This window comes from Cyclobacterium plantarum, from assembly GCF_011290685.1.
GTDB lineage: Bacteria > Bacteroidota > Bacteroidia > Cytophagales > Cyclobacteriaceae > Cyclobacterium > Cyclobacterium plantarum.
In genome coordinates this window covers 15,354-40,989 of sequence record NZ_JAANYN010000017.1, presented here as the reverse complement: position 1 = coordinate 40,989, position 25,636 = coordinate 15,354, and the positions used below count along the sequence as shown (strand labels likewise).

Here is a 25,636-nt window from a genome sequence, read left to right as displayed (position 1 = left end):
GTTTAAAAGGGCCGGGAATTGGGAATAAATCCAGGTTTACCTACTAAGGTAAAGATTTCTTTCAGCAAAGATTTTAAGAAAATAATCGTCCATTAAGTCATCAATGAAGTAAATAGCTTCTCCTGTAGATTTCATTTCAGGTCCCAATTCTTTATTGACATTGGGAAATTTGTGAAAAGAAAATACAGGTTCTTTAATGGCATAACCTTTTTTGACTGGCGCAAAATTGAAGTCTGTTACTTTCTTTTCTCCAAGCATCACTTTGGTGGCAAAATTGACATAGGGCTCCTGATAGGCTTTACAGATAAAAGGCACAGTTCTGGAAGCTCTTGGGTTGGCTTCGATGATATAGACCTTATCGTTTTTGATGGCAAACTGTATGTTGATCAGTCCCTTGGTTTGCAGTGCAAGGGCGATTTTTTCAGTGTATGTCTCTATTTGGCGGATGACAAGGTCCCCCAGATTGTAAGGAGGTAGTACTGCATAGGAATCTCCTGAATGGATGCCTGCGGGCTCTATGTGTTGCATGATCCCGATGATATAAACATGTTCTCCATCACAGATGGCATCCGCTTCAGCTTCTATGGCTCCTTCCAGAAAGTGATCCAGTAGAATTTCGTTGTTGGGAATGTCCCGAAGTACATCTACCACATGTTGTTCCAGTTCCTTCTCGTTGATTACGATTTTCATTCCCTGCCCGCCAAGTACATAGGAAGGTCTGACGAGAAGGGGAAAGCCTATGGTCTTACAGAGCTCCAGTGCCTCATCTGTACTGTGTATGGTGCCAAATTCGGGATAGGGGATATCATTTTCTTTGAGTAAGTTGGAAAATCTACCCCTGTCTTCAGCCAGGTCCAGCGCCTTGAAGCTGGTTCCCAAAATAGGTATATTGTACTTATCCAGTTTTTCGGCCAGTTTAAGTGCCGTTTGTCCCCCCAACTGCACAATTACCCCGATGGGATTTTCGTGTAAGATTATTTCATAAATGTGCTCCCAAAAGACGGGTTCAAAATAAAGTTTATCCGCAACGTCAAAATCTGTAGAAACCGTCTCGGGATTACAATTGATCATGATTGTCTCATATCCACATTCCTTCGCAGCCAATACTCCATGTACACAGGAATAATCAAATTCAATACCCTGACCTACACGGTTTGGACCAGAGCCTAAAACCACTACTTTTTTCCTGTCAGAAACCGGAGATTCATTTTCATCTCCAAAGCTGGAATAGAAGTAGGGGGTTTTGGCCTCAAATTCGGCGGCACAGGTATCCACTAATTTGAATACCCTTTTAATTCCCATTTCATCTCTTCTCTTGTAAAACACCTCGCTTTCAAGGCATCCCAACAGATGGGCAATTTGCCGATCGGCATAGCCCTTGTGTTTGGCCTTTTTCATCAGATCAAAACTGATGCTTTGAAGTGTTTCTTTTGCCAGGGTAATGTCCAAATGGACCAATTCTTCAATTTGCTTGAGGAACCATTTATCAATTTTGGTCAGGTCTTGTATGGTCCGGAATGAAATCCCCAATTTGAAGGCATCGTAAATATGAAACAACCTGTTCCAACTGGGGTTGGCCAGACTGTACAATATTTCATCCTGATTTTTGAGCTCTTTGCCATCTGCTCCAAGTCCATTCCTCTTAATTTCAAGAGATTGACAGGCCTTTTGCAGGGCTTCCTGAAAATTCCTACCAATTCCCATGACTTCTCCAACAGCTTTCATGGAAAGTCCGAGCTTCCGGTTAGAACCTTTAAATTTATCAAAATTCCATCTTGGGATTTTGACGATTACATAATCTATGGCAGGCTCAAAATAGGCAGAGGTGTTGCCTGTGATACTATTTTTCAGCTCGTCCAGGTTATAACCTACAGCTAGCTTGGCTGCAACCTTAGCAATCGGGTATCCTGTTGCCTTAGAAGCCAAAGCAGAAGATCGGGATACCCTTGGGTTGATCTCTACTCCAATAATGGTTTGATTATCGGGGCTTACCGCAAATTGCACATTACATCCACCAGCAAAATTCCCTATGCCATTCATCATGCGGATGGCCATGTTTCTCATTTTCTGATAAACCGTATCGGGAAGCGTCATTGCAGGGGCAACTGTAATGGAGTCTCCTGTATGTACCCCCATTGGGTCAAAGTTCTCAATGGAACAGATGACGACCATATTGCCAATATTGTCACGCAAAACCTCAAGCTCATATTCCTTCCAGCCCAAAATGCTTTGTTCTACAAGTACCTCATGGGTGGGGGAGGCCTTTAATCCTGCACTCAGCGCCTCCTCGAAACTATCCGGACCGTCTACAAAACCTCCGCCGGTTCCTCCCAAAGTATAGGAAGGTCGAATTACGAGCGGAAACCCAATTTCCTGTGCGATCTCTTTACCTTGCAAAAATGAAGTAGCCGTTCTCCCAATACAGACATTGATATCGAGTTTACCCAATAGGGCTTTAAATTTTTCCCGGTTTTCTGCAGTGTCAATGGCATCTATGTCCACACCAATCATTCTGGTGTTGAATCTTTCCCAAATACCTGCTTTGTCACAATCAATGGCCAGGTTTAGAGCGGTCTGACCTCCCATAGTAGGTAGCACACAGTCTATGTCCGGATGCTCCTTTAAAATTTGTACAATGGATTTTTTTTCAAGTGGCAACAGATAAACATTGTCTGCTGTTACCGGATCGGTCATGATGGTGGCAGGATTTGAATTGATCAGGGTTACTATTATGCCTTCCTCCCTTAGGGATCTGGCAGCTTGTGATCCTGCATAGTCAAATTCACAGGCCTGTCCGATGATTATTGGGCCGCTTCCGATGATAAGAACATGTTTGATGCTACTGTCTTTTGGCATGCTGAGGTTTTTTCAAGTGGTTTACATTTGGCTAAATTGGTGCAAAATTAAACAAATTTCTTAAAGATGCACGGGAAAGTCTGATTTAACCTGCTCTTCAATGTAGGTTGGGGGGAGGAAAGCACCATATAGGACCCTGGGACTGGGTTTTGAGTTTGAAAAATGGCTTGAGTGACCTAGTGCCGTCGAGCGTTAGATAACGTGCGTCAAAGAGACGGGGTGTACTATTTCACTTTATTTTGCTACATTTATTTTGAAAACAATAAAAACTATGAGTAAAAGCACGGAAGCCAGGTTTAAAAAAACCCTTGAAGACTTTGATGCCATTAATAGAGAGGACCCCCATCAGGAATTGGTAAATGGGCAATCTTTTCCCAAAGAATTGATATATGGTATCCGGATGTCTGAAATGCTGATGGAAACCTACCCGGATTCGGATGAACTACTTCGCCTGGCTGCCAGATGCCAGCATATCAAGCGATGGGCTATTCCCAGGGAGGATTACCCCATGGACAGAAAAGGATACCTGCTCTGGAGAACCAAGCTCAAGCAGTTCCATGGAGAAATGGCCGGGAAAATCATGGAGCAAAATGGTTATACTGAAGAGGATATAAAAAAAGTAGATGACTTGTTAAACAAAAGAAGATTAAAAACCGACCCCGGAACACAGGCCTTGGAGGATGTGATTTGCCTGGTTTTTTTGAAGTATTATTTTAAGGAGTTTATCCATAAACATGAGCATGAGGAACCAAAGCTTGTGGGAATACTCCAAAAAACCTGGAACAAAATGTCCGTTAAAGGGAAAGAAAAGGCTTTATCCATGCCGCATTCTCCGGAAGCAAAAGAATTACTGAACAAAGCACTAAGCTAAATTGCATCTCAGGACATCAGGGAAAGGCATACGTTAACATCTTTCTTAATGGCAGATAGAATGGTTGATTTTGATGCGCTGGGCTTGCTGTTACCATGTTCTGCACCTCCCAGGTCGTATTCTACATGAAGGATTTTGGGAAGCTTTCCCTTGAAACCCGGATGGTCTTTAAGTAAGTTAAAATTGACATGCCCTTCACCCATGGGTACATTTACAGGCTTATCCCCTTTTCCTTCCGGATTTCCCCAGACAAAATCTTTCAGATCGAAACTTCGGATTTTATCAGCAATCAGCCGGTAGGCGTTTTCATGAGACTGATATCCTTCAACGGTAGCGTGTCGCAAGTCAAATTGAATACCAATATGCTCGGGCTGAATACCATCCAACAGGTGGTGGATTTCCCACACAGAACCCCCCACTCTTTTGCCGGCATGGTTTTGGTAATGACCATTAACGCCATGTTTTTCATGTAAATCAGCCAATTTTCGCATGGAAACATTCAAGGTCTTCAGTTCTTCGAGGATGTCTTTTGAAGTGAAGGAAAGGTATCCCATTCTATAATCCCGGATCCCTTCCCCTGCCAGCATCCTCAAAAACTCATCCATTTCATTCATTTGGTAGACATTCATGTCTGTGGTAAGGACTGGCCTGCTGAGTTTAAGGTTTTCACTGGCACTGACTATACCAGGTAACTTGCTCTTGATTTCATCTTTATCGAAAAAACCATTTTTTCGCACCGGCAGGTCAATCCCATCAAAACCCAAGGATTTTACAGTATCCGGGATTTCGCCAAGCGGCAGCCATTGAAGGACTTTTGTAAAAAGATAAAGCGGGCCTGAAGTGTCAGCTTTTTTATTTAATAATGAAAACTGGTTGGAAGCAAGGATCTCTGGGCTTACAAACCCTGCTGCTGCTACAGACAATATTTTTTTAAATGAGGATCTTCGGTTCATATTGGGCTAGATTGAAATTTGTTTGCTCTTAAGATCAAGTTAAGGTTTTAAGGGATTTACTCCAACATTTTCGAAAAATCTTACTTACGGGGATTCTAAATTAAATATCATTTCGATCGCTGAATCCCGGGTCATGCCACCAGGATTAAGTCCGGGCTCCCCCTCGGGAACAGGCCGGGATAAACCTTCAAAATGCTTTTTCCAAACAGGAAATACCTGACCTGTTTCTGGATCATTAAAGGTCATGGGCGGGGTTTGGAATATCCCTTTTCCCCTATTGGCTTTTTTAAAGGCCAAATGAATCAGTTCCGAACAATAATACGCATCATTTTCCATGTCAAAGGCCATGTCATAAGGTTTGCCTATCAATGATTTGGCATGCTTTAGGGCTAGAGGGATTAATTTTCTGTTGGGGCTTTTTAACCTGCCCACGTGCACGCTTGGATTTCCTGATGGTGTTGTGTGACGGAATAAAAAGGTGTCCAGGGGAGTGAGGCTTACTCCCTCCCGGATGGCCTCGATTACCATCCATTGACCTTTTTCTTTTAAAAGTAGCCCATTGTGAGAAAAATGCCGGCCCTCATAGGCAGTGGTGACTTTTCTGATGGCAGTACAAAAATCTCCGCAATCCCCATTTTGGAATAAGATATCTCCTTCTTTCCATTCAATATCCACGGAATTTTCCTCACAGCCAAGGACCAAACAACAACAGATCAAAAAGATGGGCATGGTGAAATTTTTTGTCATCACACCAAAATAAAGAACAACAAGGCCACTGCAAGGACCAAAACCATTTTTTTAGCCTTTTCTTTTTGTATTTCACCTATGTTCCGTCTCCTTAATACAAGTACAGATAAACTTAGTCCAAACAATTGTAAAGCCAGACCAAGGCCAGTAAAAAGGTTGTTATAAGCGATTACATTCCATTGCATGGCAATTACAACCAACGGGATCATGCAACAGACTATACCGGCTAACCCAAAAAGAAAGGATTTTTGAAGCAGGCTATCTACGTTCATTTCTTTCCAGTTCATTGGATTTTTCTTTTTCGGTTTTCAAAATATTGAGATAGTTCCTCCGTGGTTTTTGTGTTCAGTGTCATGGTTTTTGTAAGGCCTCCTTTTCTTCCTGTGATCACCCCATATTTCATATCGGCAACCCCTTTTTTCTCATGTGCATCTGGGTTTATAGACAGCATTACACCCTTTTCCATGGCATACCTCACCCAACGCCAGTCCAGGTCCAGTCGCCAGGGGTTGGCATTGATTTCAATCACTACTTCGTGTTCGGCACAGGCATCAATCACAGCCCGATGATCAATGGGATAACCTTCCCGGCGCAGCAATAGCCTCCCGGTGGGGTGTCCCAGGATGGTCGTATATGGGTTTTGAATGGCCTTTACCAGTCTGGCAGTGGCTTTTTTTATATCCATATTCAGGCCCGAGTGGATGGAAGCTACAATATAGTCGAAGGAAGCCAGTACCTCAGGAGAATAATCCAGGTTCCCATCGATAAGAATATCGCTTTCTATACCCTTGAAAATGCGAAAGGGGGCAAGGGATTCATTTATGGCATCAATCTCCTTATGTTGCTGTAAAATTCTATCCTCATCCAGACCGTTTGCATAGAATGCAGATTTGCTGTGGTCTGCAATTCCCAGATACCCATAACCCGCTTCCTTGCAGTATTCAGCCATTTCCTTCAAGCTATGCCTGCCATCACTGTAGGTAGAATGATTATGAAGGGGGCCTGTAAGGTCATTTTCGGTCAATAATTCACCAATAGAATGAGACTTTATCCAATCAAGCTCCCCATTTCCTTCCCGCAAGGAAGGGGGGATATACGAAAAACCCGCCTTTTCATAGGCATCCTCCTCGGTAGTATAGCTTGACTGGTAAAAATGTTGCCCAAGGGAATGACCATCCTCCAAAGGAGTCAGCAAATGGTCCGGACTGGAAGTCTTAAGCAATTTTTGCCGCAGGAAGTTTGCCTTTTCGGTCAAAAAAATGGTCACAGGTATGTTTCCTTCCTTCCAATGGCCATGCCACCTGTAGGGGCTTGACAAGAGGGGCTCCTCCACCAATCCATCAAAGGCAGCGATTTTTTTTAATGCAGATTCCATCTGATCCGTTCCAATCAGGAATGAAATACCATCCACGATTTCTGACATCCTTCCATAGGGGCCGACTGCCGCAACCCATACCTTATCCGCAATCTTTTCCATTAATTTTTGCAGGTCCTCAGCAATGGCCTCTATATCCGCATATAACCATTTGCCCTTATTGGAAGCCTTATATTCCAATGCCTGAATGATGCTTTCCTGCGTTTTTTCGCCAAAACCTTTGATTTTTGCCACCTGTCCTGACTGGCAGGCTTCCATGAGTTCATGGGTGGAGGTGATTTCCAGCTCTCTCCAAAGTATTTTAATTTTTTTCGGGCCCAGTCCCTTGATTTCCATTATTTCAAGGATGCCATCTGGAGTTTCTTTCAGGAGTTTTTCTAATTGAGGATGGGTGCCGGATTGCCGGATGCTCTCAATGGTTTCTGCAAGGCTTTTTCCGATCCCGGGAAATTCCTGAAGTTGGTTCGTGTCAAGGTCAGCTAAAGGTTTACCTTCTCTCTCGATACTGTTGATGGCCGATTGGTAGCCCCTTATTTTAAAAGCATTTTCTTCATGCAACTCCATGAGCTGCATGGTCTGTTTTAAAACACTTACAATTTTTTTGTTATCCAAGGTAGGTTACGATCTTGTGAATACACGACAAATGTCCATAATATTTGTTTTAAAATAAAATCATTCGCCTTATCTTATGGAGGCAATGAGCAACCTGAGAATAATCCCCGGAAAAGATAAAATAGGTAAAGATTGGTATTCAATTGTTAAAAATAAAGAAAGAGGTCAGGCTGGAAAGAGGAATGCCGGGGAGAATTTACTTAATCATATGAATTTAGCCACTTGGAATATTGTTTGTGCTGATAAGATGGGGAATAACGGCTCAAAATCGTCGAAAATTTTCCGGTCTTCCTTTTCAGGTCAGGATGGAATTAATGGACAGTTGTGGAAAATACCAATTACAGGTTTCGGCATTCCTGTTGGTCGATTATTTTCCCCTAAATTATTCACGGGTTATTTCCTGGTAATGGGAAATAGTCTGTTGAGGCATTGCTGGCCTTTCCCTATAATCGGTATAAAAAAAATCATTAAAACGCTCCAGATATGATTAACAAAACCTTGGTATTGTCTTTGGCCTTATTCTTCTTTTTTGTTGCTGCATTCAGTCAGGTTCAATTTACCCAAAGAATGGAGGTTGAAACCAATTGGTCAGCGGACGATTTCTTTGTGCTGCCCAGGGAGCAGGGAATGGTAGCATTTAGGATGAAGTCTGAAACTGCTTATGGTACGAAAAATATTTTTGAATACCTGACATCTGATTTCCAGCTAGAAGGTGATTCTGCCAGGGAAATTGAGTTGGAGGATTTTTATGAATTGTTAGGTTTTGATTTGGATGAGGATTTTCTATATGTTTTGTTCAATAAGGGTTCCCAGTATAATCCTGAAAAAGCCATTTTTGAAATTAATCTAAAAAACCATGCTGTGAATAAAATGTTGCTCACCAGTATTTTGGAAATGGAGCTTCAGGATTTTTTGGTATTCAATAAAAAAGCTGTTTTCATGGGTAAGTATGATTTCAGGCCGGTGATACAGATTTTGGATATTCCCAGTAAGGAGGTGGTCACAGTTCCGGGTCTTTTTGAAAAGGATGCTAAAATTTTACAGATGAGAAAAGACCCTGACCTCAACGTTTTTGATGTAGTAGTGAGCAGACGGGATTTTTACAAGAAAAAAATTGTATCCATTCTAACTTTCGACACCAATGGCAACAAATTGAGAGAAGTCAAAATAGATGATCTTAAAGATCCTTCGATGGAAATAGTTGAAGGGTTACTGACATCTTCCTATAACTACAAGCAGGCCCTTATTGGCCCATATGGCCTAAGAAAGAAGGAAGCTTATCAGGGATTGTATTTTTCCAAAATCAATCAGTTTGGGGAGTATGAAAACAAGTTTTATTCTGTTTCTGATTTTGAAAATTTTTATAATTATTTACCAGAAAAGACCAGGGAAAGGAGGTTGAGAAAAGTTGAAAGAAGACTTAACCGGGGAAAAAATATTCCCATCAGTAATGTAGTGGTGACCAGGGAAATCAATGCTTCAAATGGGTATTATTTGATTTACAACGATCATTTTATTTCTTCAACTTCCCGGTATGTACCCAGGGATGGCATGTATGCCAGTAACTTTTATCGTTTAAACCCCATGATGGGTGGCTACGGAGGCATGTACAACCCATTGTGGATGGATCCCAGGTTCAGAAGCAACCAGGTAACCAATCAGTACAAATATTTGGCAGCGCAATTTATTTTATTGGATGAGGATGGAAACATCATTTGGGACAATTCCCTAAACCTGGACAATGCCAGCAAAAATCAGCCGGTTAAGTTTGGTGAAATGAGTTTTAGTGGGGATAACCTCTTTTACATGTATTTGGATGAAACGGAAATTCTCCTCAGCCAAATAAAAAGAGGGGAAGTCGTCATGGAGAACGAACCCTTTGAAATAGAACTCATCAATGAGAATGAAAGGATTGCTGACACCAGAGAAGACAGTCTTCAACTGCTTTGGTGGTATGACAACTATTATTTATTGAGCGGAAAGCAGCGGATCCGCTATCAGGACAAGGATGGAAAAGCAACAAGCAGGGAGGTAAATTTTTTCACTAAAATAAAAGTCGATGATTTCATTTAGGTCGGTTTTGCCCAAACAAATTATTTATATATTTGCCCCAAAGTTAAATCATGCAAAAAAGACTTGTTCTTGATCAGACCCAGATATCCATTATCATCAGCAGGTTTTGTCACCAATTGATCGAAAACCACGATGATTTTGATAATACGGTGCTTTTAGGTCTTCAGCCCAGAGGAGCCATGGTGTTGGACAGGATCGTTCAGCGCATGCGGGAAATCCGCCAGTTGAACCTGAAATATGGATATTTGGATGCTACTTTCCACAGGGATGATTTCCGGCGCCGGGACCTTCCCCTAAAGGCCAACGAGACCAGAATAGATTTTTTAATTGAAAACAAGAAAGTGATTTTGGTAGATGATGTATTGTATAAAGGAAGATCCGTTAGGGCAGCAATGGATGCCATGATTGCATACGGCAGGCCATTAAAGGTAGAGTTAATGGTATTGATTGATAGAAAATATACCAGGGATTTTCCGATCAGGCCTAATTACTATGGGAGGCAGGTCAATACCCTTGAAAGCCAATATGTAAGTGTAGAATGGCAGTCTCAGGGTTTTCCTGAAGATGCCATATGGATCACTGAAAAAGAAAGTAAATAATACCCATGCAGCAGCTCAGCACCAGACATTTATTAGGGATCAAAGGACTCACCGAAACAGACATCCAACTAATTTTTGAAACGGCAGATAATTTTAAAGAGGTTTTAAATCGCCCGATAAAAAAGGTGCCTTCCCTGAGAGACATTACCATTGCCAATGTTTTTTTTGAGAATTCCACGCGGACAAAATTGTCCTTCGAGTTGGCTGAAAAAAGACTCTCTGCAGATGTGGTGAATTTTGCTTCTGGCAGCAGTTCTGTAAAGAAGGGAGAAACCCTGATCGATACCGTGAATAATATATTGGCCATGAAAGTGGATATGGTAGTCATGAGGCATTCAAGCCCCGGGGCACCTCATTTTTTATCCAGACATATCCGGGCCAATATTATCAATGCGGGTGATGGAACACACGAACATCCCACCCAGGCCTTGCTGGATGCTTTTTCCATTCGGGAGAAATTAGGGGAGGTCGCAGGAAAAAAAGTAGCCATTATTGGTGACATTCTTCATTCAAGGGTGGCACTTTCCAATATTTTTTGCCTTCAGAAATTAGGGGCAGAGGTAATGGTTTGCGGGCCAGTGACCCTCATGCCCAGGCATATCGGCGATCTGGGGGTGAAAGTTGAGCAGGATGTATTTAAGGCACTGCAGTGGTGTGATGTGGCGAATGTTCTCCGCATTCAATTAGAAAGACAACAAATAAAATATTTCCCCTCTCTGAGGGAGTACTCGCTTTATTTTGGAATAAATAAAAAGCTATTGAACCAGCTGGATAAAGAAATTGTCATCATGCACCCCGGCCCCATCAATAGAGGAGTGGAACTTAATTCGGATGTGGCAGATTCGGATAATGCAATCATTTTACAGCAAGTAGAAAATGGGGTTGCGATAAGGATGGCAGTTCTTTACCTTTTGGCCGGTGTTAAATGAACTATGATTAATCGTGCATTGGGCAAATGACAAGCCGGGGGATGAATGTCAATCAGGAGAGATTCCCCGCCCACCGTCATGACATTTGGTAGGGGAAAGGTTATTACCGCCTTAATAAGATTATTGACAGATAATAAAGATGAAATAGTAATGGGTTGGTTATCAGCTATACATCTTTAGGAAATAGGGTTTCCTTCGATGTTTATCCTATTTTTTGTTAAATTGCTTTAAAAAGAACAGATGATATATAATTCCATTATTGATACGATTGGTAATACACCATTGGTACGGCTCAACAAATTGAACAAAGGGATCGCCGGTGATGTATTGGTAAAAGTTGAATATTTCAACCCGGGAAATTCAATGAAAGACCGGATGGCTATTAAGATGGTAGAGGATGCTGAAAAAGCTGGTGTTTTGAAACCCGGTGGAACAATCATTGAAGGCACCAGCGGAAATACAGGAATGGGTCTGGCATTGGCAGGGATTGCAAAAGGATACAAGTGTATCTTTACCATGGCGGACAAGCAGTCCAAAGAAAAGATTGATATTTTGAAAGCTGTGGGAGCGGAGGTGATCGTTTGTCCAACGAATGTTTCACCAGATGATCCCCGGTCCTATTATGCGGTAGCAAGGAAACTTAATAAGGATATTCCCAACTCATTTTACCCCAATCAATACGATAACCTTTCCAACTGGAAGGCGCATTATGAAACCACCGGGCCTGAAATCTGGAGGGATACAGCCGGAACGGTGACCCATTTTGTTGCGGGAGTAGGTACTGGTGGATCCATGTCAGGCACTGCAAAATACCTCAAAGAACAGTTTGACGGACTTGTGTCAGTGGGCGTAGACACCTATGGTTCTGTATTTAAGAAATACAAGGAGACAGGAGAATTTGATGAAAATGAAATTTATCCTTATCTGACCGAAGGTATTGGCGAAGATATTTTACCAAAGAACGTAGATTTTTCTGTCATAGATCATTTCATCAAGGTAACAGACAAAGATGCAGCGGTAATGACCCGTCGGCTATCCAGAGAGGAAGGGTTATTTGTCGGCTGGTCCTGCGGTTCCGCCGTTCATGGAGCTTTGGAATACGCCAAAGAAAATCTGAAGAAAGGGGATGTAATGGTGATATTGCTGCCCGATCATGGTACCAGGTATCTCGGTAAAGTCTATAATGATGAGTGGATGAGAAATCATGGATTTATGGAAAATAAAACCTATCGTTCTGCAAGGGATATTGTAAATGCCAGAAACGAGGCGTATCAGCTTGTAGTAGTTCGAAAAATGGATAAAGTCAGGGATGCGATAGCCATAATGAATGAAAAAAGTGTTTCCCAGATTCCTGTAATGGAGGATGGTCAGGTGGTAGGTTGCCTAACGGATAATAAATTACTTTTAAAAATAATTGAAAATCCCGAAATCAAAGATTCCACAGTGGATCAGGTGATGGAAGACTCTATGCATTTTGTTGCGCTGGACAGTACGCTTGATGTACTCTCCTCTATGGTGGAAAAGGAAAAAGCCGTTTTGGTCAGGGACGAGGGGCATCGGGTACATATAATTACCAAACACGACATCTTAGAAGCTATTACCAGGTAATTTTGGTTTATTAGTAAATCGCACAATGGATAAAAAACACCTGGATCTTTTAACGGACGGAAATTACGAATTTGACATCAAAGAAGCTTTTTCCAAAGGTTGGGAAACGTTCCAAATGGTAAGCATTTATTCGGTTTCATTCACCTTGCTTATTCTATCGATTCAGTTTTTATTTATGCTTTATGCTCCGGATTTTTTGTTTGTATTTTCTTTTTTCCTGGCAGGGCCACTATTTGCCGGATTTTATTTAGTGGCCAACAAGGTTAGCCTTCATGAGCCTGTAAAATACCCGGATTTTTTCAAAGGTTTCGGTTATTATATACCTGTAGTTTTGGTATGGGTTGTAGGGCAGTTTATTACAGTTCTGGGCATTTTTGCCTTGATTTTGCCAGGAATATACCTTTTGGTAGCTTTTATGTTTGGGGTTTTAATAAGTATTTTCTTTGGCTTGGATTTTTGGGAATCCCTGGGGTACAGCCGGAAAATCATCCACAAACAATGGTTGAAATTTTTCACCTTTGGACTTTTTCTGGCATTGATCAATATTGCCGGGGCATTAATTTTTGGCATAGGTTTGGTTGTCTCAGTTCCTGTCACCTATTATGCAGTTTATCATGTCTTTGAATCCCTTACTCATCAGGTATCTTTGGAAAATGATTGAAATTTTCCAGATATTATTTTGAAGTTAAGGCTTTCATAGTATCATTGCGGAAATTAGGGGGCGATAAATCTACTTCATCTACAGCATGTTAAATGTAAAAACCTGTAAATTATGGTTACATTTATGGCCTTAAGTTCGACCAAGGGTGTCAGAAACTTTGTAACATACCGGTATTTATGAGATTCAATGCGAGAATAAAAGTAATCCTGGGTTTTTTTCTGGCCATATGCCTGATTGTGGGAGCCGGGGTCATTACTTATAACAGTGTAAATCAATTACTCGAATCTGTCGAGTCACTTTCAGAACCCAATAAAAAACTCAGAAACCTGAATCAATTATTGGCCGACATCTATCAACTTGATAAATCCCGCAGTGTTTTTGTAGAAGAAGATACCAGTCAAAACCTGAATTACTACAATCGAATCCAGGAGGAAATACGGGACTTGGAGAAATTGGCTGCTGACACGGTTGAATTGGGTCAGATAAAACGGATCAATTACAGTGTTAATGAATTGATGGTGGTTTACAAGGGGTTAAAAGACGTTAAAACCAACCTTTACAACAGGAATTTCAGTAAAGAAGCCCTAAATAACATTGAAAGAAAAATAAAAAGAAAAGAGGAACTTAGCAGGCTCCAAAGTTTGGGGAAGATTCGAATAGGTATCAATCCTCCTTCCAATGAGAAAGGTTCCAAAACTGAGGTAAAACCTCTTCCATCCAATAGGCAAGAAGATTTTGGAGATGCCCTCGCCGGAGCAGGAAAGGAGGATATGGAAAAAATTCTGGGTATGCTTCGGCTAAATCTAAATAGAATAGATCAGGAAGACACGAATTCACTCTCCAGTTCTGACTCCATCATTTATGCAGTACGGCAAATGGTACTGGATATCAATAATGAAGAGAAATATCTTCGTTCCCGGCTAAGTACGCTTGAACAGGAACTGAATGAGAAAAACCGAAACCTTATTATCAATATTCAGCATATTGTCACCTCATTGCAGCACGAAGCCCTGCAAAAATCCAAAGCAGAAAATGCATCGGCTTATCAACTTACTTATAAGCTTTCATTATTGCTGGGCTTACTGATTATTGTAGGGGTGATTGGTTCTTCAGGCTTTATTTTTAGTATCATTAAAGAGATAAAGAAATCAGAATCTTATCAGACAAAGCTCTCCGAAGCCAAGAAAAAATCGGATAACCTTGCCAAAACCAAGCAGGACTTTCTGGCAAGTATGAGCCATGAAATCAGAAATCCATTGCATGTTATTCAAGGGTACAATGATGCCATTTCCAAAACCTCCCTTGATCCGGACCAACAGGAATATGTACGTATGATTAAATTAGCGTCAGGCACACTATTAGGGATAGTCAATGATATTCTTGATTTTTCAAAATTAGAAGCAGGGAAAATAAAAATACAAAAGGGGATCATTAATCCCGATATTTTCTTCAGGAATCTCCATTCTTTTTATAAGCAGAAAGCACAGCAAAAAGGCATTAAACTTGACTTTTCGATCCTCTTGCCAGTGAATAAGTTTTTATTGGGCGATGATTTGAGGATTAACCAAATCATGAATAACCTGCTGTCCAACGCAGTTAAATTTACCGAGAAGGGCAAGGTGTTGGTAAGGGTTTATTTTGAGGATAAGGGAAACCTTATTTTGCAGGTAATAGATACGGGTATGGGAATGTCAACAGACCTGCAGCGAAATTTATTCAAGGAATTTAATCAGGGAGATGGAAGTGTTTCCAGGAAATTTGGAGGAACGGGTCTTGGAATGGCCATCATCAAAAGACTTGTTGATCTGCAGGGTGGAAAAGTAAACGTTAGAAGCGAACAGGGAAAGGGGACAGCAATAACCGTTTCATTGCCTTCCACCTTGCTGGATAAAAAGGAGGAATCACCTATTCCTGCGGCCAAACTTGAACGTATTGAGGGGCTTCGGATATTATTGGTTGATGATGACCAAATGGGATTGAAGTTTGTCAAGCTGATGCTAAGCAGGTTAGGCGCAGATATTGTCACCCATTCCGGGGGGGTGGATTTCAAAAGCAACTTTAAAGAAGAACCCTTCGATCTGATTTTATTGGATATTCAAATGCCAGAGGTGGATGGCTATCAGGTATTTGATCTGCTTAGAGCCAATCAAAAATATGATGATGTTCCTATTTTGGCCATGACAGCCAATGTATTTGCCAGGGAGCAGGAAAATTTAATCAAATTTGGTTTTGATGGTTTGGTAATGAAGCCATTTGATGAGGCTGAATTGGTAGAAAAAATCACCTCACATATCAAATCCTTTAAAAGGGGGACAACTCCCGTAAAGCCCGAAGAATCCACTGTTTCACAGCAGGCAAAATTACCGGAAAAGGTTTCGGGGAATTTTGACCTTACAGAAATAAAGAAGTTTTGCATGGGTGATGAAGAATTGCTGAAAGAAATCCTTGAAGGATTCTATACACAGACTGGGCTGGACCTGATACGGATCAATAAAGCAGCGGATGAAGGTGATTTTCAGAAGGTGCAAGCCATAGCCCACCAGCTTTCCAGTAGATTGGGTCAATTGAAGTTCAAAGAGCGAAGCCTTGCAAAAGCGATAGAATGTGATCTGAAACAGGGACTGGAAGATGGTATTCAGGAAAAGGTTTGGTTGCTAACCGAGAAAATAAATGGTTTGCTGGAAGAACTGGCTGAAAGATTTGGATATGCTATAGCCGATTAATCCAGTCCGTATTTTTCAAGTTTATTATAAAGTGTTTTCCTATCCATATTCAATACTTTTGCTGTTTTGGATTTGTTAAATTTCAATTCTTCCAGGGTTTTGATAATCAATAATTTTTCCTGCTCCTCAAAAGAGGATTTCAGGTCTTTGGCAGAATGGATGTCTGCCGGTTGTAAAGGTTCGCTATCCAATAATTCTGTGGGAATTACCTCAGGTTGAACCAAACCTTCACCTGTAAGCAAAACTGCTCTTCGTACAATGTTTTTCAACTCTCTGAGGTTTCCTGGCCAATGGTAGTCCAACATGATTTTTTCTGTCTCCGGGCTGAAACCTGCAACATTTTTATCAAGACTGGCATTGCTTTTTTCCAAAAATAAGCGGGCAAAAAAAGGAAGATCTTCTTTTCTTTCTCTCAAAGGTTGGGCTTTAAGGCTAAATTCATTCAGTCTGTGAAATAAATCCTCTCTGAAATGCCCTGACCTGGCAAGCTCCTGTAAATCATCGTTGGTGGCAGCTATAATCCTGACATCTATGGGTATGTCCATATTGCCCCCGATTTTGCGTATCCGTCTTTCCTGAATGGCACGAAGCAATTTGATTTGGATGTCATAACTCAGATTGCCAATTTCATCCAATAAAATGGTTCCACCGGTGGCATTTTCAAAATGCCCTGTCTTATGGTCTATTGCTCCTGTGAAGGCCCCCTTGACATGGCCGAAAAGTTCACTGCCCGCCAATTCCTTGGATAAGGCACCACAATCCACGGCAACGAAGGGGCCGTTGGCTCTTTTGGACTTTTGGTGGATCCTTTTGGAAATATATTCTTTTCCCGTACCACTTTCTCCAAGGACTATAATGCTTAAATCTGTAGGAGCTACAAGTTCGATGTGGTTTTCGATTTGCAGCGCCTCCTTGCTTTGTCCGATCTGGTAGTCCAATTCTGGGGAAGGCCTTTTACTTTTATCCTTTTCGGTTTTTTTAAATGAAGTTTTATCAGTTGTGTTTTTTTTAAGTGCTTGCTTTACCGTTAGCAATAATTCATCAGGGTTGATGGGTTTGGTAATGTATTCGAAAGCACCCATCTTCATGGACTTGACCGCTGTACGGATGTCGGAATAATTGGTGATCAAGATTACGGGGGTCTCGGGATATTCATGGATGATTTTGTCAAGTACATCCATACCAGTACCGTCAGGAAGCCGGTAATCCGTGATGGTAAGTGCTATTTTGTGTTTTTCCATATGACCCAATCCATCCTTAACTTTTGTACTGCTCAAAACTTCATACCCGTTTTTTTCCAAAAAGTTTTTAATGATTTTTGAGTAAGTAAGGTCGTCTTCTATAAGGAGAATTTTTGTCATACATTTTTATCCAAACAAGTGATCATGAATTAAATATAAAATAAAAGCACCGATTTTACAATCAGTGCTTTCTGGTAATCGTTGGCTTAGCTGTAATTTTTGATTTATTTACTGAAGAATTACTCCTCCGTCCTCATCGTACATGACCATGATGTTCAAGTCATCCGTGTCCAAAAAGCAGACATCATAATAATCGTCGTTTTTTTGGGATATTTTTTTAACTGTTGTGATTTTTAAATTATTGATAAGGCTATCTGTTTGAATGACATGTTTTACCGTGCTCGGTAAATCTGTTGCCGCAATGAAAACCGTATCGGAATCTACAGGTTCATAAACGTTGGTTTTTAAAAAATGGTTGTTCATATCCGCATCTAATTTTTTGTCCGAAATATTGAAATACAACATGAATGCAAGAATCACCAATCCGGAAACTCCGCTTATTTTCGCCTTTGAATTTATTCTTCCTTTCATAATCCTATCCTTTCTAAAGATTTATATGCAGTAATTGTGCCATCATTTTAAAAGAAACTCTTGACCTAAATCTTACAAAGGATTGGGTAGTAAATACCCAGATTGCGGACAATGGGTAACTATTGCAGCTTCAGAAAACTTTATTAACTTTGTTATCATTATTAACTTTAAACGCTTCGCTTGCATTCCCCCGGGTGCGTGAATCCGGGGGTTTTTGTTTGTTATTTCCGAAAAAATCTTTTTTTTGTTTCATAAGAATTGTTACAAATGGGCATAAAAGCACAGGCACCTATAGGGATTTTTGATAGTGGGATCGGAGGGTTAACGGTAGCAAAAGAGGTTAAAAAACTTTTGCCCGATGAGCAGCTCATTTATTTCGGAGACACGGCTCATTTACCTTACGGAGATAAAAGTACAGCAGCTATTCAGGCCTATTCAGTCAAAATTGCAGATGTTTTGATCAAGGAAAACTGCAAATTGATATTAATTGCCTGTAATTCGGCCTCAGCAGCAGCATTTGAATTGGTTAAAGCCTATGTGGCCACGAAAGCACATGTCTTCAACGTCATTGATCCGGTAGTAAATTATCTCAGAGAGGTACATGCTGGTCAGCGAGTAGGGCTTATTGGTACAAAACAAACCATTAGTTCAGGGGTTTATTTACAAAAAATTAATGATTTGGATGTGGGTATTGTTCTTAAATCCCTGGCCACCCCTTTATTGGCTCCCATGATTGAGGAAGGTTTTCATAATGAGAACATCAGTAAGGAAATCATCGCTTCTTATCTCTCGCAGCCGGCCTTAAAGAATATTCAAGCCCTGGTATTGGGTTGCACACATTACCCCCTTATAAAGAAACAAATTCAGGCTTTTTATGAAGAAAAAATAGATCTTATTGATGCCTCTGAAACGGTTGCCAGGTCTGTAGCTTCATTTTTGGGATATCATCAGTTATTGGCGAAGAAAGTTTCCGGAATGGAGGACCGTTTTCTCGTTTCCGATTACACTGTTTCATTTGAGGAAACAACCAAATTATTCTTTGGCAAACAAATCAAACTTCAAAAGTACCCATTATGGGAATAGCTTTTGGCGATTTTCTTCCTTTTATCTATCCGTCAAAATCCAGCATTTTTTTTTGTTTCCTTTGTTAAGTTTGGTGGGATTCAGGGTTTTATTCCTGAAAAAAAACTTAACTTTGTTTCTTAATTTACCCCGTTAATACTTATGAGTGACGAGATCAAACACGAATGTGGGATTGCGCTAATCCGGCTGAGGAAACCGTTACAATACTACATTGATAAGTACCATACACCTTTTTATGCCGCCAACAGGTTATATGTGTTGATGCAAAAGCAGGTTAATAGGGGCCAGGACGGAGCAGGTTTGGCAAACATTAAAATCAATACCCGTCCCGGAACACGATATATCAGTAGGTATAGGTCTGTAGAATCGGAAGCAGTTGCTAAAATATTTCAAAAAATAAACAAGAAATACAAAAAGGTAAAAAAATTAGGGACTGACGAAAAACTGTTGGATGCGGAATGGATTAAGGAAAATGCCGCATTTACAGGTGAAGTTTGGCTGGGACACCTTCGGTATGGTACACATGGGCAAAATAGCATAGAAACCTGCCATCCTTTTTTAAAACAAAATAATTGGAGAAGTCGCAATCTGGTTATGGCTGGAAATTTCAACATGACCAATGTGGAAGAACTTTTCGATAACCTGGTGAAATTAGGGCAGCATCCCAAAGAAAAAACGGATACCGTCACCGTAATGGAAAAAATCGGGCACTTTTTGGATGAAGAAAACCAACGTATTTTTGACAAGTATAAAGGCCATTTTACCAACAAAGAGATTACCGAAGTCATCGAACAAGAGTTGGATGTCGCCAGGATCCTGAGAAGGAGTTGCCGGGATTTCGATGGGGGTTATGCCATGGCGGGATTGATTGGCAATGGAGCGGGATTTGTGGTCAGGGACCCTACTGGGATACGTCCGGCCTACTATTATGCCGATGATGAAATTATTGTGGTGGCCTCTGAGAAACCACCCATTAAAACCGCTTTTAACATAGATTATCAGCAAATAAAAGAAATTCAACCAGGTAATGCATTGATTTTTAACAAAGACGGGTCTTTTGGCGAACATGAAATCATTCCTCCCAGGGAGAAAAAGTCCTGCAGTTTTGAACGGATTTATTTCTCCAGAGGCACTGACCCGGATATTTACAAGGAAAGAAAAAATTTAGGCAGGGCTCTGGTTCCCCAGATATTGAAAGCCATTGATTTTGATTTAAAAAACACCGTTTTTTCCTACATCCCTAATACAGCGGAGACTGCCTATTATGGGATGATAGAAGGACTGGAGGATTACCTTAGTGCTAAGAGGAGGGAAATATTAATCGAAGGAAAACCCCACCTGGAAGACCTGGAAGACCTGCTGAATTTCAGACCAAGAGTGGAGAAGCTGGTAAGCAAAGACGTCAAATTGAGAACTTTCATTACCAATGACTCTGACAGAGATGTGATGGTCTCAAACGTTTATGACACCACTTACGAGGTAATTCGTTCGGGAGTGGATACGATAGTAGTGATTGATGACAGTATTGTGAGGGGAACTACCTTAGAGAAAAGTATCCTGACCACTTTGGATAAGTTAAAACCGAAGAGGATCATCATCGTTTCTTCTGCTCCTCAAATCAGATTTCCAGATTGCTACGGGATTGACATGTCGCGAATGAAAGAATTCATTGCGTTCAGGGCTGCTGTGGCTTTGCTAAGGGAAAGGGAAATGGAACATGTGTTGGAGGAAGTGTATGACAAATGCATTGCAGAACCGGATGCACAAGTCAATTTTGTAAAGGAAATTTATGCTCCTTTTACAGATCAGGAAATATCCAATAAAATCGCACAGATTATCACATCCGAAAAGATAGAAGCTGATGTGCATGTGATTTACCAGACGGTACAAAATCTGCAGCTGTCTTGCCCAGCGCACAGGGGTGACTGGTATTTTACAGGAGATTTCCCCACGGATGGCGGTATGCGCGTGGTAAATATGGCTTTTGTCAACTATATGGAAGGCAAAGTAATCAGGGCTTATAAGTAGTAGAGTCCAATACTCAATGACATTTTTATGATCAACATAGAACTGCTAAAGCAAATTTGCGAGTTACCCGGAGCTCCGGGTTTTGAAAAAAAAATACGGGACTTCGTGGTGATGAAAGCCAGGGACCTTGTAGATGAAATTAATGTCGATAATTTGGGCAATGTAGTCGCCGTCAAAAAAGGCATAAGAAATCCGGATAACAAAAGGGTAATGGTGGCTGCCCATATGGACGAAATTGGTTTTATCGTTACGCATATTGATGAAAATGGGTTTTTAAGATTTCACCCCTTGGGAGGATTTGACCCCAAAACCCTAACCGCACAGCGGGTGATCATCCATGGAAAGAAAGATCTGATCGGAGTGATGGGAAGTAAGCCCATTCACGTAATGACAGCAGAAGAAAAAACCAAGCTACCTAAACTTACTGATTATTTCATTGATTTGGGGATGAATAAATCAGAGGTGGAAAAATGGGTGCAGGTAGGAGATCCCATTACCAGAGAAAGGGCATTGATTGAAATGGGTGACTGCGTCAATTGTAAGTCCATCGACAACAGGATTGCGGTATTTATTTTGTTGGAGACTTTAAGGGAGTTAAAATCTCCTGCTTATGATGTCTACGCTACTTTTACTGTTCAGGAAGAGGTGGGCTTGAGAGGTGCTCAGGTGTCTGCACACCACATAAATCCGGATTTTGGCATTGCACTTGATACCACCATCGCCTTCGATTTACCGGGGGCATCTGAACATGAAAAAATTACCGAACTGGGCAAAGGGACAGCTATAAAAATTATGGATTCCTCGGCCATTTGCGATTATAGAATGGTGGCCTTTATGAAAAAAGTGGCCTCCAATAGCAATATTCCTTTCCAGACAGAAATACTAACCGCAGGAGGAACAGATACTGCCAGTGTGCAAAGAATGGGCAAAAATGGGGCGATTGCCGGAGCCATTTCTATTCCTACCAGGCACCTGCATCAGGTGATTGAAATGGCTCATAAATCTGACGTCGCAGCAAGTATTAAATTGTTAAAAGCATGCCTTGAAGAGATGGATGGTTTCGATTGGCAGGCTTGATAGGCCAATTCAATTTTTTTTAACTTTTAACCCGTTTTTTAACTGCTTTTTTAACCAAATACTTCTTTAAATCATCATAGCCCAGGTGTTCATGGTTACTGATGGAGAAGGAGTATTTATCTGAAAATACCAATACCAGTTGTTTGAAAATCCTTTGGTTAGCCTTTACCTCCTCTTCCTGCCAGGCCAAAATGTCCGCAACGTCATATTTCCTTCTTTGGCCTTTAAGCGGAAGCCAGATTTCGACTTTGTCTTTTCCTGCTGCCAGAAATTTAAATCCTGCCATCATTTTTACCAACACCAATAATAAAACCACCGTAATAATGGAACTTCCTATAAGGTAAAACAGAAAGGGAAATTCCCTGCTGGAATAAAAATCGAATAACAGATAGCTCAAGCCTGCAAAAAGAAGCACCACAACCAGCCCAAGTACAAAAAAGGTGCTTTTCTTTGGTTTACAACTTACCATTTTTTTGAGATATTTGATCTAATCTGGTTTTTGAAAATAAAATTAATTCCTGGAAAAAGGGGTTGAAATAATTTTCGAATTTGTCCTGATGCAATTTAAGGAATTCCGGGGCTTTTTCCATTTTTGAATCAAAAGCTGTACGATAAGACAATCCGGTAAAGGAGCGTTGAAGTCCTTCCATTGTCCCGTATGCCACCAGCCAATTTTCTTTTTGCATGTATTTAAAGGGGTATTGAAATTTTTCCGGAAGAATTTCTTTGTGAGCACTTATCACCCCATAAACCCATTGCGCAAAGTTTTCTATACTTCGCTCATCATATTGATGCCAGTTTTTTGCAAGAAAATAATCGAAATACATATCTGTAATAACAGTAGCATATCGTTTAAAAACCGGTTTGAGTAAGGTTTGGGCTTCTTTTACCAGGGGATGGCTATCTGTAAAGGAGTCGATTTCCCGGTGAAGCAATACACCAGTCACGATTTCCTTTTCGAATTGCTGCTCCAGATTGCCCCGAACAAAGTCTCCTATAAAATTCCCAACCAGTACCTTAGGTCGATCAAATGATAAATAAGCATGTGCAAGAAAATTCATGCGGTCTTTAGGCTGTTTTGATAGTAAATAGAAATGTTTTTCCTAATCTTGGCCCTGTGAAAAAGAAAATACAAATGGCAAATATAAAAGAAGAAATAGCATATACCAGCAAACTTTTACAACAGGAATGGGAAGCGGATCGCAAACAATTTCAAGACTTGACTTACAGCAAATCCATTAAGGAGAAGATTGCAGCCGGAATGTGTTGGTATCCAGTGAATTTGGTGAAAGTAAGATGGGCCTTTTCAGATCAGCTGATTGTTGAAATCAATGTTCATGAAGTATTGGAAAACCACAGTTTTCAATCCGGGAAATCCATTTCGCTTTTTTCCAACAATAATGAACACAAGCTTCGGGCCAGTTTTGTAAACGGGGTGGTAAACGCTGTCAATAGAAATCAGATGACCATAAGCCTCCATACCGAAAACCTGCCAGATTGGATTCATGATGGGAAATTGGGCCTGGACCTGATGTTTGATGAAACTTCCTATAAATTGATGACTTCCACGATGGAAAAGGTGCTCCTGGCCGACAACAACCGCCTTGCATACCTCAGGGATGTTTTATTGGAGGAGAAAAATGCTGCTGTATCCGAAAGGATTGAAATGCATGAGCCAGGTCTAAACGAAAGTCAGAACCAGGCTTTGTCTTTAATTCATAGAGCTCAGGACCTGGCGATCGTACATGGACCTCCCGGAACGGGCAAGACCACCACACTTGTTCGTGCCATTGGTACATCCCTCCAGCAGTATTCACAGGTTATGGTTTGTGCGCCCAGCAATGCCGCTGTGGATTTATTGGTGGAAAAGCTTCTGGAAGAGGGGATACATGTACTCAGGATGGGACATCCTGCCAGGGTAGATGATAGAATAATTCAACAAACGCTGGATGCAAGAGTTCTTGCCCACCCAGCCTATAAGGATTACAAAAAATTAAAAAAAGCAGGTGAGGAGGCCAGAAGAAATGCCAAAAAATTTAAAAGACATTTTGGACCATCCGAAAGGGAGAAGAGGAAAATGGAGATGAATGAAGCCAACCGGTGTTTTGGGGAAGCCAGGCACCTATATGATTACATGGTGCATGCTGTTTTAGAAAGCAGCCAGGTTATTGCCTGCACTTTGGTGGGAGCAGCCTCCTCCTTATTGAAAGGTAGGATTTTTCCTGTGGTTTTTTTGGATGAGGCTGCTCAGGGACTTGAACCTGCTTCATGGATTCCACTTCTACATGCAGAAAAAGTGGTCATGGCCGGGGATCATTGCCAGCTTCCGCCTACCATTAAATCAAGGGAGGCTGCCAGGGGCCTTCAGAAAACACTTTTTGAAAAGGCCATTTCCAACAATTCCAACTGCTCAACGATGTTAACCCTGCAATACCGGATGCCGGAAACGATAATGAGCTTTTCCAACAAAATGTTTTACAATGGAGCCTTGTTAGCTGCTCCCAATACGGATACACATTTCCTCAAACCTGGTGAAAGTGTGATGGAGTACATAGATACAGCAGGAAGTGGTTTTATGGAGTACCAGGACAAGGAAACCTTTAGCATTAGCAATAAAGAAGAAGCACTGATGGTGCTCAGGCTACTGAAAGATCTGCTGAAAAGAATGGGACTGGTCAATGCCGAAAATGAGCCCTGGAAAATAGGCGTTATAGCTCCTTACAGGGCGCAGGTAAGCTTGCTCAGGGACATGGTAAACTTGGATGATTCCTGGGTATATTTAAGGCAGCTAGGAGAAAATATGACGATAAGTACCGTTGATGGATTTCAGGGGCAGGAAAAGGATATCATTCTTATCAGTTTGACCAGGTCTAATTCACGGGGAGAAATCGGTTTTTTAGCCGATACACGAAGAATGAATGTAGCAATCACAAGGGCCAAGAGAAAATTAATCATTATAGGGGATAGTGCCACTATTGGCAATCACCCTTTTTACCAGTCATTTTTAGATCATGTACAGGAAAAAAATTGCTACCATAGTGTCTATGAATACCTGGACATAACCGATTAATTTAAATAGGTATTCGCCTTTCTTTTCATTAATACCGCATTGAGATATGCCAGGGCATCTCCAAATTTCGCAGCAGCTTCCAGGATGTCCTCAGGTGCATTTTTCCCGCTTAATTTGCTAAGCAATAAGCCATAGAGTGTATTGATAAATAGCTGAACTTCATGCCCTGGATTTTGATCTCCAGCTTCTGAAATCAATAATAGCAAATGCATTTGGGTCTTTTTATAAATGGCAAAATAGTCAGGGTCCTCTTTGATTAATTCCCAGTGGATTTTGGCCAATTCATCCACCCAACCTTGCGCTTCTGGTAAATGACCCTTCTCTTTGATTCCCAAATCAGCCATGGCCTTTGCCATCTTTTCCAGCCAATCCCGGTTTTCTATCCGGTCCCTTTCATTGATGCGCTCATGGCCGAGAACATACTTTTCGATCTCCCGGATATCAAATTTGTAGGCACGAATCAGGTCCTCCATCCGGTATAAATAAAGAATATACTCAACGATGTTTTCCTGTTTTTTTCTCTCTGCAATTCTCTTCAT

The 25,636-nt window shown here is 41.0% G+C and carries 22 protein-coding genes; 12 read left to right on the top strand and 10 right to left on the bottom strand.

Going from position 1 to position 25,636, the window contains the following annotated elements:
• Positions 1 to 36: 36 nt before the first annotated feature.
• Positions 37 to 2,856, bottom strand: coding sequence for a carbamoyl-phosphate synthase large subunit (gene carB, locus G9Q97_RS23410; protein WP_166151492.1), 2,820 nt, complete (start codon positions 2,854 to 2,856; stop codon positions 37 to 39).
• 271 nt (positions 2,857 to 3,127) lie between these two features.
• Between carB and G9Q97_RS23405 the strand changes: the two genes are divergently transcribed.
• Entirely contained in the window at positions 3,128 to 3,727 is a 600-nt protein-coding gene (locus G9Q97_RS23405) for a DUF4202 domain-containing protein (protein WP_166151490.1), read from the top strand.
• Positions 3,728 to 3,735: 8 nt separating this feature from the next.
• On the opposite strand, the gene G9Q97_RS23400 is transcribed toward G9Q97_RS23405, so the two are convergent.
• From G9Q97_RS23400 to G9Q97_RS23385, 4 genes are all read right to left on the bottom strand, one after another.
• A complete protein-coding gene (locus G9Q97_RS23400) occupies positions 3,736 to 4,680 on the bottom strand; it encodes a sugar phosphate isomerase/epimerase family protein (RefSeq protein ID WP_166151488.1) in 945 nt (314 codons plus the stop codon).
• An 84-nt stretch (positions 4,681 to 4,764) separates the two neighbouring features.
• A complete protein-coding gene (locus G9Q97_RS23395) occupies positions 4,765 to 5,427 on the bottom strand; it encodes a YiiX/YebB-like N1pC/P60 family cysteine hydrolase (protein ID WP_246255843.1) in 663 nt (220 codons plus the stop codon).
• Complete coding sequence (locus G9Q97_RS23390; protein ID WP_166151486.1) at positions 5,427 to 5,714, bottom strand: hypothetical protein; 288 nt, start codon at positions 5,712 to 5,714, stop codon at positions 5,427 to 5,429. Before G9Q97_RS23390 ends, G9Q97_RS23395 begins: the two co-directional genes overlap by 1 nt.
• Complete coding sequence (locus tag G9Q97_RS23385) at positions 5,711 to 7,414, bottom strand: helix-hairpin-helix domain-containing protein (protein ID WP_166151484.1); 1,704 nt, start codon at positions 7,412 to 7,414, stop codon at positions 5,711 to 5,713. The genes G9Q97_RS23390 and G9Q97_RS23385 overlap by 4 nt, the downstream gene beginning before the upstream one ends.
• Positions 7,415 to 7,490: 76 nt before the next feature.
• On the opposite strand from G9Q97_RS23385, the gene G9Q97_RS23380 reads away from it, so the two are divergent.
• From G9Q97_RS23380 to G9Q97_RS23350, 7 genes are all read left to right on the top strand, one after another.
• Positions 7,491 to 7,901 carry a hypothetical protein gene (locus G9Q97_RS23380; protein WP_166151482.1) on the top strand — a complete coding sequence of 137 codons (411 nt, stop codon included), beginning with the start codon at positions 7,491 to 7,493 and terminating at the stop codon, positions 7,899 to 7,901.
• Entirely contained in the window at positions 7,898 to 9,487 is a 1,590-nt protein-coding gene (locus G9Q97_RS23375; protein WP_246255842.1) for a transcriptional regulator, read from the top strand. The genes G9Q97_RS23380 and G9Q97_RS23375 overlap by 4 nt, the downstream gene beginning before the upstream one ends.
• A gap of 50 nt (positions 9,488 to 9,537) precedes the next feature.
• Complete coding sequence (gene pyrR, locus G9Q97_RS23370; protein WP_166151480.1) at positions 9,538 to 10,086, top strand: bifunctional pyr operon transcriptional regulator/uracil phosphoribosyltransferase PyrR; 549 nt, start codon at positions 9,538 to 9,540, stop codon at positions 10,084 to 10,086.
• A gap of 5 nt (positions 10,087 to 10,091) precedes the next feature.
• Positions 10,092 to 11,015: an aspartate carbamoyltransferase catalytic subunit gene (locus G9Q97_RS23365; RefSeq protein WP_166151478.1), complete on the top strand. Its 924-nt coding sequence runs from the start codon at positions 10,092 to 10,094 to the stop codon at positions 11,013 to 11,015.
• A 240-nt stretch (positions 11,016 to 11,255) separates the two neighbouring features.
• Positions 11,256 to 12,623, top strand: coding sequence for a cystathionine beta-synthase (locus G9Q97_RS23360; RefSeq protein WP_166151476.1), 1,368 nt, complete (start codon positions 11,256 to 11,258; stop codon positions 12,621 to 12,623).
• A gap of 25 nt (positions 12,624 to 12,648) precedes the next feature.
• Positions 12,649 to 13,284 carry a DUF2189 domain-containing protein gene (locus G9Q97_RS23355; RefSeq protein WP_166151474.1) on the top strand — a complete coding sequence of 212 codons (636 nt, stop codon included), beginning with the start codon at positions 12,649 to 12,651 and terminating at the stop codon, positions 13,282 to 13,284.
• Between the two features lie 176 nt (positions 13,285 to 13,460).
• Positions 13,461 to 16,007, top strand: a complete 2,547-nt coding sequence (locus G9Q97_RS23350; RefSeq protein ID WP_166151472.1) for an ATP-binding protein — start codon at positions 13,461 to 13,463, stop codon at positions 16,005 to 16,007.
• On the opposite strand, the gene G9Q97_RS23345 is transcribed toward G9Q97_RS23350, so the two are convergent.
• Together G9Q97_RS23345 and G9Q97_RS23340 are read right to left on the bottom strand one after the other, a co-directional pair.
• Positions 16,004 to 17,368 (bottom strand): sigma-54-dependent transcriptional regulator, encoded by a 1,365-nt coding sequence (locus G9Q97_RS23345; protein WP_166151470.1) that lies wholly within the window; start codon positions 17,366 to 17,368, stop codon positions 16,004 to 16,006. The genes G9Q97_RS23350 and G9Q97_RS23345 overlap by 4 nt on opposite strands.
• Before the next feature lie 108 nt (positions 17,369 to 17,476).
• Positions 17,477 to 17,839 (bottom strand): hypothetical protein, encoded by a 363-nt coding sequence (locus tag G9Q97_RS23340; RefSeq protein WP_166151468.1) that lies wholly within the window; start codon positions 17,837 to 17,839, stop codon positions 17,477 to 17,479.
• Positions 17,840 to 18,106: 267 nt separating this feature from the next.
• Between G9Q97_RS23340 and murI the strand changes: the two genes are divergently transcribed.
• The 3 genes from murI to G9Q97_RS23325 all read left to right on the top strand — a co-directional run bounded on the left by murI (position 18,107) and on the right by G9Q97_RS23325 (position 22,027).
• Complete coding sequence (gene murI, locus G9Q97_RS23335) at positions 18,107 to 18,922, top strand: glutamate racemase (RefSeq protein WP_166151466.1); 816 nt, start codon at positions 18,107 to 18,109, stop codon at positions 18,920 to 18,922.
• A 141-nt stretch (positions 18,923 to 19,063) separates the two neighbouring features.
• Positions 19,064 to 20,950 (top strand): amidophosphoribosyltransferase, encoded by a 1,887-nt coding sequence (locus tag G9Q97_RS23330; RefSeq protein ID WP_166151464.1) that lies wholly within the window; start codon positions 19,064 to 19,066, stop codon positions 20,948 to 20,950.
• 27 nt (positions 20,951 to 20,977) lie between these two features.
• Positions 20,978 to 22,027 carry a M42 family metallopeptidase gene (locus tag G9Q97_RS23325; RefSeq protein ID WP_166151462.1) on the top strand — a complete coding sequence of 350 codons (1,050 nt, stop codon included), beginning with the start codon at positions 20,978 to 20,980 and terminating at the stop codon, positions 22,025 to 22,027.
• Positions 22,028 to 22,046: 19 nt separating this feature from the next.
• Here the strand turns inward: G9Q97_RS23325 and G9Q97_RS23320 are convergent, their stop codons facing one another.
• Together G9Q97_RS23320 and G9Q97_RS23315 are read right to left on the bottom strand one after the other, a co-directional pair.
• A complete protein-coding gene (locus tag G9Q97_RS23320; RefSeq protein ID WP_166151460.1) occupies positions 22,047 to 22,496 on the bottom strand; it encodes a hypothetical protein in 450 nt (149 codons plus the stop codon).
• Positions 22,483 to 23,088, bottom strand: a complete 606-nt coding sequence (locus tag G9Q97_RS23315; RefSeq protein WP_166151458.1) for an acyl carrier protein phosphodiesterase — start codon at positions 23,086 to 23,088, stop codon at positions 22,483 to 22,485. Before G9Q97_RS23315 ends, G9Q97_RS23320 begins: the two co-directional genes overlap by 14 nt.
• Positions 23,089 to 23,162: 74 nt before the next feature.
• Here G9Q97_RS23315 and G9Q97_RS23310 point away from each other — a divergent pair, with 74 nt between their 5' ends.
• Positions 23,163 to 25,097, top strand: a complete 1,935-nt coding sequence (locus G9Q97_RS23310) for an AAA domain-containing protein (RefSeq protein ID WP_166151456.1) — start codon at positions 23,163 to 23,165, stop codon at positions 25,095 to 25,097.
• Here the strand turns inward: G9Q97_RS23310 and G9Q97_RS23305 are convergent.
• On the bottom strand, positions 25,094 to 25,636 hold the full coding sequence (locus tag G9Q97_RS23305; protein ID WP_166151454.1) for a DUF4924 family protein: 543 nt from the start codon (positions 25,634 to 25,636) through the stop codon (positions 25,094 to 25,096). The genes G9Q97_RS23310 and G9Q97_RS23305 overlap by 4 nt on opposite strands.